Origin of the sequence: Flavobacterium sp. GT3P67, from assembly GCF_004349155.1 — a bacterium.
In the GTDB taxonomy this organism is placed as follows: domain Bacteria; phylum Bacteroidota; class Bacteroidia; order Flavobacteriales; family Flavobacteriaceae; genus Flavobacterium; species Flavobacterium ranwuense.
Genome location: NZ_SMLF01000021.1, coordinates 1 through 12,428, shown reverse-complemented (window position 1 = coordinate 12,428; position 12,428 = coordinate 1). Strand labels below are relative to the sequence as shown.

General features: G+C 35.0%; 12 protein-coding genes. 10 read left to right on the top strand and 2 right to left on the bottom strand.

Going from position 1 to position 12,428, the window contains the following annotated elements; genetic code table 11:
• The 10 genes from E0H99_RS17020 to E0H99_RS17520 form a co-directional block, all read left to right on the top strand.
• A partial coding sequence (locus E0H99_RS17020) for a hypothetical protein (RefSeq protein WP_131998489.1) occupies positions 1-247 on the top strand: 247 nt, incomplete at its 5' end.
• Between the two features lie 118 nt (positions 248-365).
• Positions 366-1,193: an alpha/beta hydrolase gene (locus E0H99_RS17015; protein WP_131998486.1), complete on the top strand. Its 828-nt coding sequence runs from the start codon at positions 366-368 to the stop codon at positions 1,191-1,193.
• A 10-nt stretch (positions 1,194-1,203) separates the two neighbouring features.
• On the top strand, positions 1,204-3,042 hold the full coding sequence (locus tag E0H99_RS17010) for a PQQ-binding-like beta-propeller repeat protein (protein WP_131998483.1): 1,839 nt from the start codon (positions 1,204-1,206) through the stop codon (positions 3,040-3,042).
• Between the two features lie 84 nt (positions 3,043-3,126).
• On the top strand, positions 3,127-5,631 hold the full coding sequence (locus tag E0H99_RS17005) for a beta-N-acetylhexosaminidase (protein WP_131998480.1): 2,505 nt from the start codon (positions 3,127-3,129) through the stop codon (positions 5,629-5,631).
• A 3-nt stretch (positions 5,632-5,634) separates the two neighbouring features.
• The gene (locus tag E0H99_RS17000; protein ID WP_131998477.1) at positions 5,635-6,939 is read left to right on the top strand and encodes a serine hydrolase domain-containing protein; all 1,305 of its coding nucleotides are present in this window, start codon (positions 5,635-5,637) and stop codon (positions 6,937-6,939) included.
• A 154-nt stretch (positions 6,940-7,093) separates the two neighbouring features.
• Positions 7,094-8,242, top strand: coding sequence for an exo-beta-N-acetylmuramidase NamZ domain-containing protein (locus E0H99_RS16995; protein WP_131998474.1), 1,149 nt, complete (start codon positions 7,094-7,096; stop codon positions 8,240-8,242).
• 4 nt (positions 8,243-8,246) lie between these two features.
• Positions 8,247-8,654 (top strand): DDE-type integrase/transposase/recombinase, encoded by a 408-nt coding sequence (locus E0H99_RS16990; protein ID WP_165930314.1) that lies wholly within the window; start codon positions 8,247-8,249, stop codon positions 8,652-8,654.
• A 485-nt stretch (positions 8,655-9,139) separates the two neighbouring features.
• Positions 9,140-9,631: a transcriptional regulator gene (locus E0H99_RS16985; RefSeq protein ID WP_131998468.1), complete on the top strand. Its 492-nt coding sequence runs from the start codon at positions 9,140-9,142 to the stop codon at positions 9,629-9,631.
• The gene (locus E0H99_RS17525) at positions 9,628-9,894 is read left to right on the top strand and encodes a nucleotidyl transferase AbiEii/AbiGii toxin family protein (protein WP_240723511.1); all 267 of its coding nucleotides are present in this window, start codon (positions 9,628-9,630) and stop codon (positions 9,892-9,894) included. The genes E0H99_RS16985 and E0H99_RS17525 overlap by 4 nt, the downstream gene beginning before the upstream one ends.
• Positions 9,895-9,987: 93 nt before the next feature.
• A complete protein-coding gene (locus E0H99_RS17520) occupies positions 9,988-10,296 on the top strand; it encodes a nucleotidyl transferase AbiEii/AbiGii toxin family protein (protein WP_240723510.1) in 309 nt (102 codons plus the stop codon).
• On the opposite strand, the gene E0H99_RS16975 is transcribed toward E0H99_RS17520, so the two are convergent.
• Complete coding sequence (locus tag E0H99_RS16975; RefSeq protein ID WP_131998466.1) at positions 10,248-10,793, bottom strand: NAD(P)-dependent alcohol dehydrogenase; 546 nt, start codon at positions 10,791-10,793, stop codon at positions 10,248-10,250. The two genes, E0H99_RS17520 and E0H99_RS16975, sit on opposite strands and share 49 nt — an antisense overlap.
• Positions 10,794-10,998: 205 nt before the next feature.
• Positions 10,999-12,428: C1 family peptidase (locus E0H99_RS16970; RefSeq protein WP_131998463.1), on the bottom strand; the 1,430-nt coding region annotated here is incomplete at its 5' end.

The following is a 12,428-nucleotide window of genomic DNA, read 5'->3' as shown; positions in this document are numbered from 1 at the left end:
TAAAAACAGTTCGGTTACCATTTATAATTCAGGATGTTGCGGCATGGCAGGTTCTTTTGGATATGAAAAAGAACATTATGAGATCAGCATGCAAATGGGTGAAGATACGTTGTTTCCTAAAATTAGAGCTACAGATCCTAATGTAGCCATTGCTGCTGCAGGAACCAGTTGTCGTCACCAAATTTTTGACGGAACCAGTAGAACAGCCTTGCATCCAGTGACAATTTTGAAAAGTTGTTTGAAATAAACTTCTTGAGTTTGATTCTATACTCTTTTTGAGTTGTACAAATGAAAGTAAAAATTGGAACGGTTATTTCTCAAGAAAAATTTATGCTTTTTCTTAATATAAAAGACACCATAATTCTATGAAAAAAACAATCTATTTATTAGTTTTTGTACTAATATTTTTTTCTGCTAAAGCTGCTAAAGTTGATACTTTACAAGTTTTTAGCGCTTCGATGCAAAAAAATATAAAAACCTGTATCATAACTCCAGAAAGTTATAAAAAAAGAAACAAAAAACTCCCAGTTGTTTATTTGCTTCATGGGTACAGTGGAGATTATGCGACTTGGGTGAAAAGCTTCAAAGAAGTTGCACAACAGGTTGATAAATATGGATTTATAGCAGTTGGTGTTGACGGAAATTATTCCAGTTGGTATTTTGACAGTCCAATTGATCCCGCTTTCAAATATGAGACTTACATTATCGACGAATTAGTTCCCTTTATAGACAAAAAATACAAAACCATTGCAACTCGGGAAGCAAGAGCCATAACAGGTCTTAGTATGGGTGGACACGGAGCATTGTATTTATCATTCAAGCATCAAGAGGTGTTTGGGGCGGCAGGAAGTATGAGTGGAGGTGTCGATTTTCGTCCATTTTCTGAGAAATGGGACATAAAAAAACGTCTAGGATCTATAACAGAATTTCCGAAAAATTGGGACAAAAATACAGTTGTTAATATGCTCGAATTGGTAGAAAGCAATAATTTAAAACTTATTATTGATTGTGGTGTCGATGATTTCTTTATTGATGTAAACAGAGATCTTCACACAAAGATGCTCGCGTTAAAAATAAATCACGATTATATAGAACGTCCAGGAAAACACAACATCGAATATTGGGAAAACTCCTTAAAGTTTCAATTGTTGTTTTTTTATAATTTTTTTAATGAGACAGTAAAAACAAAATAAATAATTACTTATGAAATATCTATTTTCCAAAATATTATTGATTTTTATAATTGCATCTGGATTTTCTCAAAAAACAGAAAAAACAGGGAATATCAAGTTTGCGCACCTTACCGATTTACATGTTTCTGTGGGGAATGAAAATGATTTTTTATTGCAAAATATTATAAAAGAAATTAATAATTCAAGCCATGAATTTGTTGTAGTAACTGGGGATTTAACCAATCGTGGTGCAGATGATGAATTAAAACAAGTTGATTCTATACTTGCTAATTTAAAAATTCCATATTATGTGATTTCAGGAAATCATGAAACGAATTGGAGCGAGAGTGCTGGTTTGACGTATAAAAAATTGTGGGGCAATGATAGATTTGTTTTTTCAAAAGGAGAATATCTTTTCATAGGCTTTCCGTGTGGTCCTTATATGAAAATGGGAGATGGTTTTGTAAAGCATGAAGATGTACTTTGGCTCGATAAAACATTAAAAGATAGTCTTAAAAACAACAATAAAAAAGTCTTGAACTTTGCACATTACCCATTGGATAATAGTGTCAGTAATTATAAAGAAGTACTTTCAGTTTTAGAAAAATACCCTACAGTTGTCAGTTTTTGCGGTCATGGACATACGTTGACGAAATATGATTTCTCTGGTTTGAGTGGTGTTATGGGAGCATCTATTACATCGCGCGATGGAAAAACAAAAAGCTATAACGAGGTTATCATCAGCAAAGATAGTATCAGTATCTACCAAAAAGAGCTAGAAAAACCTGGTGTTTTTAGATTTTCAGTTCCATCGAAACCTTCAAAAATTGAAATTCCAAAGGATAATTTAGGAACTGATTTCCCTCCTTTTATAAAAGACATTGCGTCTATTTATAGTGTACCTTCTTTTGATAAAAAAAATCTTTATTTTACTAATTCTATTGGCGAGATACAATCGGTTAATTTGAAAAATAAGACTTTAAATTGGAAAATAGAAACAGGAAATTCTATTTATTTCTCACCTACAATTGTAAAGAATATCCTTGTTATTGGTACGATAGAAGGAAATCTGTTAGGATTAGATAAAGAGTCGGGCAAGCAAAAATGGACTATTTCTGTTGGAGGCGTTTTGGTAGGCTCGCCAGTTGTCGAAGACAACAAACTTTATACAGCGAGTTCTACAGCATTTATTTGCATCGATGCAGTTAACGGTCAAGTAATTTGGCAAAACAAATTACCGCAGTCTTATTCGCAAGGAACCCCTTTGATACAAGGTGATAAAATTATTTTTGGCGCATGGGATACCAATCTTTATTGCTTAAATAAAAATACGGGAGAACTTATTTGGAAATGGAATAACGGTAACGATAAACAAGTCTTGTATTCGGCAGGAAACGTAAATGTAGTTTCGTCAAAAAGCAGACTTTATTTTGTTACTCCAGAACGCTTTTTGACCATTTTAGAATTAGAAACTGGTAAAACACTTTTGAGAACTTCTAAATGGAAAGTTAGAGAATCTATGGGAAAAAGTCAAGATGGGAAGTGGTTTTACGCTAAAACAATGAATGGAGAACTTTTAAGAGTGCCTCTTACTGATGATCTAGAATTGAGCGAAGAAAATTTGGTAAGCCAAAGTAAAGTTTTGGATTTAAAGCTAGGATACGAACACAACCCTGCATCCATCTTAGAACACAACAACAAAATATATTTAGGAAGCCGAAAAGGAGAAGTTATCATCGTTGATTCTGAGAAATTTGAGGTTATAAAAGAACAGCATCTAGGAAATTCGAGTGTAAATGGATTTTCGATTGATCAAAAAGGTCGTGTTTGGACCTCGCTTATAGAAGGTGGAATTTACTTGTTAGACTAACTTTTTATAAAGGATCACGCTAATTGAGCACAAACCGAAAGCATACCAATATAATTATACCAAAAATAAAATAGAGACCAAAAAATGAAAAAAATCATCCTAGTAATTACCGTTTTATTCAGTTTTCTGAATGTATTGAAGGCTCAAAAACTCGATATAATCCCAAGGCCTGTAAAAATAGAACATAAAGCAAAAGTGTTTGTAATTCCTTCATCAGTGCCAATTATTATTGATGAAAAACTGCAAAAAAGCACGGATTATATTCAAAGTAATTTTTTGAAAAACACAGGCATTAATTCGACTGTGACTATTGGAAATAAGCATAAAAATAAGACAATACAATTTTTGGTAGATGAAAAAATGAGTCTTCCAAATGATGGTTATAAACTGAGCGTGTCAAAAAATGGTGTTTTAGTACTGGGAAAATCTCCAAACGGAGTTTTGAATGGTTTTCAAACCTTATTACAAATTTGTTCTGCAAAAGAGGTAAAAAAAGGAACAATTCCATTTGTAAAAATAGAAGATTATCCTCGTTTTGAATGGCGCGGAATGATGCTTGACGTTTCAAGACAATTTTTTGATAAAGAAACAGTTAAAAATTATATCAATTGGTTAGCGGCACACAAAATGAATGTTTTTCATTGGCACCTGACCGATGATAACGGCTGGAGAGTCGAAATTAAATCAATGCCCGATTTGACTATAAAAGGTGCTTGGCGCGGACCAGGAGAAGTATTATTGCCATCCTACGGTTCTGGGAATAAACGCTACGGAGGCTATTATACCCAAGAAGATATAAAAGAAGTTGTAGCTTATGCTTCGGCCCGTGGAGTTGCTATTATGCCCGAAATTGAAATCCCGGGACACTCTCGTGCGGTAACCGCAGCGTATCCGGAAATTGGCTGTGTTACAACCGAGGAAACAAAAAGTGTTCAAGGAGAAGTGAAAAATGTGTGGTGTGTTGGTCGAGAAGAAAATTTCCAAATTTTAGATTCGATTATCAAAGAATTTGCGGGAATGTTTCCTTTTGATTACATTCATGTTGCTGGAGATGAAGTCAACACAGCAACTTGGAAACAGTGCCCAAAATGTAAGGCTGTAATGGAGAAAGAAGGATATACAGATCCTTTCCAACTTCAGAATTATTTCTTTAAACGCATTGAGAAAATCGTAGAAAAATACAATCGAAAAACAGCGGGTTGGAACGAAATTATTAAAGGGGGAGAACTGAGTCCAAATACAGAAATTTTTGCCTGGCAAGGCGTAAACTACGGAATTGAATCTGTAAAAAAAGGACATAAGACCATTATGATTCCGGGGCAATATACTTATTTTGATATGGCGCAATCCGAGAATGAGCGTGGTCACCGCTGGGCTGCTATTACAGATACAAAAAGAGTCTATTCGTTTGAACCCGTTCCTGAAAACGATCTTACATCAGAACAGCAAAAATTAATAAAAGGAGTTCAAGGTGCTCTATGGAGTGAATATCTTGACCTACCAACACGATTTATGGAATACCAAAGTTACCCGCGAATTAGCGCCTTGTCAGAGATTGCCTGGTCTAAAAAAGAAGACAAAAACTGGGATAATTTCTACGGAAGATTAACAAATAGTCATTTACAACGTTTGGCTAATATGGGAGTTGCTTTTAGAGATTTCCCACCCATGGCAACTTACAAAAAAGGAATCATTACAGTAACACCACCTTATGAAGGAGCAGATATTCGCTATGACTCACAAGGGAATGAGCCTACAAGACAATCGCCTTTATATACAAATCCAATTCAAACAAAGGATTATGAGAAATACCAGTTCCGTACTTTTTTCAACGAAAATGCAGCAAGTCCCGCTGTAAAAGTCGAGAAACCTGCGGTTGCAAATTGGAATACTTCTAAAGTGGAAATTTTAAATATTTCGGAGAATATTTCTGAAAATATCGATAAAAATGGGATTTGGTATCTGACTTTCAATCCAACAGCAGATGGAACTACTAGTGGAGTTGTTAGCGCAATTTCGCTTTTTGAAAATGATAAATTAATACAAACCTATTCAGAAGAAAAAACGTTAAAATCAAAACCTCGTCTTAGATTTGTGATCGAAAATTACAATGAAAAAAATAACTATCGTTTGGATTTTACTGTTGAAAATAAAGAAGCAAAAGAATCGGCTGCTAAGGTAAATTTTAATTGCTCTCCTTATCAGGAACCGGAGGTAAAAGTCACCTCATCGATGACCGAAAACCCTAAATTCCCATTTTCAAAATTAGAAGATTACAACATCGAAAGTTATTTGCGCACTGCCAATCCGTGTGTAAATGGCGACTGGATTTTATTCACCTTCGCCAACCCTGTTCTTTCTTCAAAAATAGATGTCTTGACAGGAATCCCGCACCATCCAAGATTTATTGTCAATGATGGCTATGTTGAATACTCCTACAACGGGATTGATTTTGAAAAAGGTGACAGTTTTAATTATGGAAACGCATCAATCTATCCAAAAAAAGCGGTAAAGGCAGTGAGAATTGTGATTACTGGGACCAATAACGAACCTCTTGTAGCTACGCAGGACTTGAGAATTAATCCTTAAAAAATGAAAAATATAGCAATTAGAACAGTACTTGTTTTATTGGTTTTTTTAGGAATCAGTTGCCGTTCCTCAAAGAATTCAAAAAAATATTTCGACACAAAACAGAATGAAGTTTATATCGATTCGATGATGAATAATGCACTCGAAAAAGGTTTTTTTCCGGGAGCTCAAATTATTGTAGGCAGTAAAGAGGCTGTTTTTATATCGAAAAATTATGGATTTCACGATTACTCTAAAAAGCAACAAGTAAAATCAGAAGACGTATATGACTTGGCTTCCATGTCCAAAGTTTTGGGAGCTACGCTAGTGGCCATGTGCTTGGTTGGAGAGGATAAAATAAATTTAGATGATAAATTGGGCGAGGTAGTTTCCGTCTACAAAAACACGGCTATTGCCGATTTAACTCTATTTGAATTATTAACACATACAACAGGAATGAAATCAGGAATTACTTTTTATCAAAGTCTGCTTTCTACGCCAGACGGATCACCTTTGTTAAGCAGTCAGAAATCTGATATTTATCCTGATTTATTCGATACTATGTATGTAAATAAAAATATCGTTTACGATACAAAATACCTTTCTTTTGAACCAAAGGATAATTATGTTCAGATTTATAAAAACATGTGGTTAAACCCCGAATTTTATAAAACGGTTTATGAAAAAATAGCTTTAGCCAATATCAATCCTCGTGGTAACTACTTGTACAGTGACTTAAATTTAATCCTTGTACAACAAATGATGGAGACAAAAACGGGTACAACGATGGATCAACTGGCGAGAGAAATTTATAGCAAAATGGGTATTTCAAAAATTGGATATAATCCTTTGAAATGGACTTCTGAGGAAAATGTGACGCCGACTGAAATTGATAGTTTTTTTAGAAAAGATACTATTAAAGGTTATGTTCATGATGAAGCAGCAGCTATTTTAGGAGGAGTTTCCGGAAATGCAGGCTTATTTGCAAACGCAGAATCTATCTCGGTAATTTGCCAGATTTTACTCAACAATGGAAAGTATCAAGGAAAACAAATTCTAAAAGCAACCGTTGTTAAAGAGTTTAGGAAATCACCTCTTGCCAAAAAAGGAATTTATCGTGGACTTGGTTTTGATAAACGAAAACCGGATGAATTTTATAAAGAAAATGATTTTGGACATACTGGTTTTACAGGGACTTTTTTCTTTATAAATCCGAATAATAACAGATTTCTAATTATTCTGACGAATCGTGTTAATCCAACTCGAACGAACAGACTAATGTATAAAGATAATTTTAGTACCAAAATTTGGAGACAAATCAATAATTAAAAAAAGTTAGCCACGATTTTTTTAGCCACGAATTTCACGAATTAAATTGCAGAATTTGCGTGAAAAAATTCGAGACAATTTAATTCGTGAAATTCGTGGCAAAAAAAAACATTTTAATCCTTTTAATCTTTGGAAAAATAAAAAAATAAACATTATGAAAAAACTATTATTGATTTGTGTACTGATTACAACCATATCTTTTGCGCAAAAAATAAAAACAGGAGCAGAGAATTATACCGAATATTTGCCTTTGTTTAAAGGTAAAAGTATTGGGATTGTAACCAACCAAACCGGAATTATTGATGAGAAAACCCATTTGGTAGATTTCTTAGTTCAAAAAAATATAAAAATAAAAACCATTTTCGCTCCTGAGCATGGATTTAGAGGAACTGCCGATGCAGGCGAACATGTCTCTGATGAAATTGATAAAAAAACGGGCCTGTCAATTGTTTCTCTTTATGGAAAAAACAACAAACCAAGTCCCGAACAATTGAAAAATATTGATGTAATGGTTTTTGATCTGCAAGATGTAGGAACAAGGTTATATACCTATGTTTCGACAATGCATAGAATAATGGAAGCGTGTGCTGAGAATAATATTCCGCTAATTGTAATGGATCGCCCTAATCCAAATATTGCTATTGTGGACGGTCCGGTTTTGGATATTGCTTTTCAAAGTGGAATTGGCATGCACCGAACTCCTTTGCTTCATGGAATGACTTTAGGCGAAGAAGCTAAAATGATCAATGGAGAAAAATGGCTGAAAGACGGAATTCAATGCAAATTGACTGTTATCCCGTGTCTGAACTACAACCGAAGCAGCAGTTATAGCTTGCCTGTTAGACCTTCTCCTAATTTGCCCAATGACCAGTCCATCAATTTATATGTCAGTTTGTGTCTTTTTGAAGGCACTAATGTAAGTATGGGACGTGGAACTGAAAAACAATTTCAAATTTATGGGTCTCCCTATTTACCGAAAAGCGATTTTGCATTTACTCCCAAACCCAATTTTGGAGACAAGGACCCTTTGTACAATGGAGTAGAATGTAATGGAGCTGATTTATCGGGCATTCCAAAAATTGACAGACTGGAAATTAAATGGCTCATCAAAGCCTATCAAACCACCGCAGATAAATCTAAATTTTTTGACAAAAGAAAGTTTTCAATACGTGCTGGAAATGAAAAATTACAACAACAAATTGAAGCAGGAATGTCGGAAGAAGATATAAGAAACAGCTGGAAGGAAGGTTTGCGAAACTTTAAAAAAATGAGAGAGCAGTATTTAATTTATAAAGAGAAATAGCAAATTGACGAACCTGAAAAAACAATATTCATTTCTTTATAGGCCTAATGAAATTTGGTGTGCCGATGTAACAATATTGAAAACGGCAGATGACAAGAAACACTATATCCATTTTTTGATGGATCATTATTCTATAATGATTCTAGGATACCGCGTTGAAAATAGTTCCAAGCCAAAAGCTATTAGAGATTTGTTGGAACAAGCATATTTGAAACATAAAAACAAAGAACCCATCGCTTTTGTCACCGATGGCGGTGTGGAGAACGTAAATACCACAGTTCGTGATTTTTTAGATACAACCAGTCAAGATATCAAACACTTAATTGCTCAAAAGACATTCCTTTTTCCAATTCTAAAATTGAGGCGTTCAATAAGATCTTCAAACATCAGTTTTTGTCGCCACAAAATTTAGTCAGTAGGAAACAAGTTGAGACTGCTTTAGTGGCAGATGTGTAAACTTATAACACGATACACCCACAATTCTCTTTACAAGAAAATACACCTCAAGAAATTTTTTTTAGGAAAACACTTAGCTTTAAAAAGCTATAAAACACATTTTCCTGAACATAAAATACTGAGAATATCAGAAATCAACAAAATAGTTGTAAAGGTTACAAGTAATATTGGAATAGCAAAAAACCAATGCCACTTTTTTTCTGCATTGGTTTTTTATTGTTTTAAAATATTTGTGCTTTATTTTGATAATTTTATAATAGCCTCACTTTTAAATCAATTCCTTAATAAGGAACCTTTTTTTATAAAAGAATCGTGTGAGTAGCATAACCCACCGTAAACACTAATAAGTTGATTTATGCTCGACAGCTGCGACAGAACCTTCATGTTTTTACTTAACAGGTATTTAAGAAAATTGTAAGCAAATTTGTTTATATTTGTACTGTGAAAAAAGAGTTTGAAAAATATAAGGGTATTCATCCCGGAGCGGTACTTGAGCGTGAATTGGACAAGCGAAACCTTGCCCAGCGTCCCTTTGCATTGTCTCTTATGGAGCATCCACAAACTTTTAATGCTATTATTAAAGGCAAAAGGGATATGAATACAGGCATAGCGATAAAAATTGAAAATGCATTAGGCTTGGAAGAGGGGACATTAGTGATACTACAGGCTTATTATGATATTAAAAAAGAAAAGCAAAAGTTCTTACATGTCGCACGCCCTGATATAACACATCTGAGAAAAAGTTTATTTTGGGATACCGATATCAATGCTATCAATTGGGAAAAGCAGTCCGGTGCGGTTATAAGAAGAATTTTTGAGCGTGGTAATATCACTGAAAAAAAAGAAATAATTAAATTTTACGGGGCTTCCACAATAAAGCCAATTGTTAAGGAGATGATCCTTAAGAATAAAAATAAAGCCAAAAAAGGATGATGTACTGGAACACCGTAAATACATTACTTCAAGAGAGCCTGTTACAAGTGATGCAGGCGGAAGAATTTAGGGACTTTCGTTTGGTTGGCGGCACGGCGCTGAGTCTACAGATCGGACATAGAATGTCCATTGATATTGACCTTTTTACCGATGAGGATTATGGAACGATTGATTTTGATGTCATTCAAAAGTATTTAGAAAGCAATTTTGCATATGTATATCCGGGTTTTGGTGGCATTGTGGGTATGGGAAAGTCTTATTAGGTGGGATTTGACAGGGATAATACGGTCAAGCTCGATGTGCATTACAGCAATGATAAATTTATAGAACCTGCGGTGGTAATCGAGAGGGTTCGCATGGCTACTGTGGAGGAAATCATAGCCATGAAAGTGGATGTTGTTTCCAGAGATGGACGGAAAAAGGATTTTTGGGACCTGCACGATCTTTTACCTAAATACGATATTTCCAAGATGATCAGCCTGCATAAGCAAAGATGTGAGTATACCCACGATGAGGCACAGATTCTAAAAAACTTTACTGATTTTAACTCTGCCGATGAGGATTTTGATCCTATTTGCCTTAAAGGCAAATATTGGGAATTTATAAAAGAAGACATTCAGGTGCAAACTGCGGTTACAATTGCCCCATTTGACTTTGCCAGTTGAACAGCAGCACTTCCGACCGCACCTGAAGCACCTATGATAAGCACTTTTTGCCCTGGTCTTATCGTCGCCCTTTTAATAAAATGTAATGCTGTAATGCCACCAAATGGGATGACGGCTGCTTGATTGTGTGATATGCTAGCAGGTTTCAATGCCAACGATCCTTCTTGAGGCAGGCAAATATATTCTGCATAAGCACCAAAATTCATATCTGTATGACCAAAGACCTCGTCTCCAATCTTGAATTGTTTGACATCATTACCGATACTTTCGATTACACCTGAAAAAACACAACCCAGTATATTAATCTTAGGTTTTAGTAAACCAAAAAATAATCTAACTGCAGCGGGGTCAGCTCTTCGCAAACGGACATCCCCTGAGTTAACTGCCGTAGCTTTAATCCGCACAAGAATTTCATTCTCTTTTGGCGATGGCTTTGCTACTTCCTTGAGTTGAAGAACTGCGGGAACACCATATTGAGTATAAACTGCTGCTTTCATCTTTTTTGTTTTTGCTATTTTTAAATTTATTTCCTCTTTTGTTACTTAGCCTTCCATCATAGTAATGCTACTTATGGTTCCTTTGTATGACGGAATTTTTTTCGAATAAAACTTCTTTAAAATTAGGTTAATTAATTTGATTACAACAAATTACGAGTTTCAAATAATGAAACAACGAACTATGCGTTCGGCTTTATATTTGTCTTTATTGTACTTTGCGATTTCTCGACTCAGTGCGTTTAATCTTCTTCATTACAGGTTTAGGTATTGCGCTTTTATTAACCAATACTGATATCGTTTTTAAAAGAAGATAGTCTTTTGACATATAAATATATCCGCCGCAATCATTGCCATCCGATGAGTTCTTAATGATATAAAATTTATCGCCATTTGCATTTTCAGCAATGCCAATAATGTGCATGTTGTGTACATCCTCTGTAGTACGATTATTAAAGACAGTTTGCCTGATTTCCTGCGTTATGTTTTTTTTATCGCTCAAAACCGCAAAGCCATCTTTAAATCCTTCATATATATCCCCATCCCAGCAGACTGAGTAATTGTGTAGTAGCGCGTTATCGATTACAGCATTAAAATCATTTAATGGCAGATTTAAATATTGGTTGTTGTTCCAATTGGCTTCAATTTCCAAATTAAACTTTGAATAAAATGGATGATGGCTGAAAGAAGTTATTTCTACGTAGTCGTCCGGATTGATTCCGATCATTTCTTTCGCAAATGACATGGGTGTATATTGGGTGTCGTTATAGACGAATGTATCTGGAACTTTGCCCAGCGTTTCAGTAAGGATACCATCAATGTCATTTCTATAGAGTTCCGGATTCAAGTCACCGTGGGATTTTGAATACTGTTTTGCTTTTTCCAGCAGGGTATTATTCATCTCTAAATGATCGTGTTTCGCGGCAGCATTGTTTTTTCCGGAATAGACCACTTCGGGTATAGCACCGTATTCGCGATAAGCTTTTAAAACACTAAATGTCAGATCGCCTTCTGCAAAAAAGCTGCTACCATTTCTTCTGATGTAGTTTTCGGCTTTGTCGATATAGGTTGGACGCACAAAAAACATGGGTGACAGTACAACGGGTTTCTTGCCTGCTCTTATGGCCTCGGTTTCAATAAATGAAGTTGTCGCAAAACTCCAAGAATCTCCTGTAGCTTGCTGGTCTTTAATAGGGGTACTCTCAAGTAGCTTGATTATTTTATATCCTTCAATTTTCGGATTTAAATTGGTTTTAAGGTTGAAGACATAATCTGTAACGCTTAATCTTAGTGGTCGGTCTCCGCCCCAAACTCCGATTATTTCGGAATCATCAGGCATCATTTTTCCTCTGAAAATAAGTGGTGCCGATTCCGGCCAACCTAAAGATTTTCTAGCATCTGCAAATATGCTATCCTTAACCATCCATACTTTATCAAGCGATACGTCTTTAATCCTTTTTTCAGGAAAATCCATAAACCCTTTGATGGCATTATTTTTATATTCAAATTTGAACAATACAGATTCTGCTAATGACAGGTCTTTAGCATCCACTTTACCCATCCATGAACCTGTTACTCTATTCGGTAATTTATCCTGCGCATTACAACGCAATCCGAATAACAGAAGGATTGCTAAAC

What these genes read in the sequence shown, in the direction of transcription:
- E0H99_RS17015 (WP_131998486.1), top strand. Translation starts at nt 366, where the DNA reads ATGAAAAAAACAATCTATTTATTAGTTTTTGTACTAATATTTTTTTCT.
- E0H99_RS17010 (WP_131998483.1), top strand. Translation starts at nt 1,204, where the DNA reads ATGAAATATCTATTTTCCAAAATATTATTGATTTTTATAATTGCATCT.
- E0H99_RS17005 (WP_131998480.1), top strand. Translation starts at nt 3,127, where the DNA reads ATGAAAAAAATCATCCTAGTAATTACCGTTTTATTCAGTTTTCTGAAT.
- E0H99_RS17000 (WP_131998477.1), top strand. Translation starts at nt 5,635, where the DNA reads ATGAAAAATATAGCAATTAGAACAGTACTTGTTTTATTGGTTTTTTTA.
- E0H99_RS16995 (WP_131998474.1), top strand. Translation starts at nt 7,094, where the DNA reads ATGAAAAAACTATTATTGATTTGTGTACTGATTACAACCATATCTTTT.
- E0H99_RS17525 (WP_240723511.1), top strand. Translation starts at nt 9,628, where the DNA reads ATGATGTACTGGAACACCGTAAATACATTACTTCAAGAGAGCCTGTTA.
- E0H99_RS17520 (WP_240723510.1), top strand. Translation starts at nt 9,988, where the DNA reads ATGGCTACTGTGGAGGAAATCATAGCCATGAAAGTGGATGTTGTTTCC.
- E0H99_RS16975 (WP_131998466.1), bottom strand. Translation starts at nt 10,793, where the DNA reads ATGAAAGCAGCAGTTTATACTCAATATGGTGTTCCCGCAGTTCTTCAA.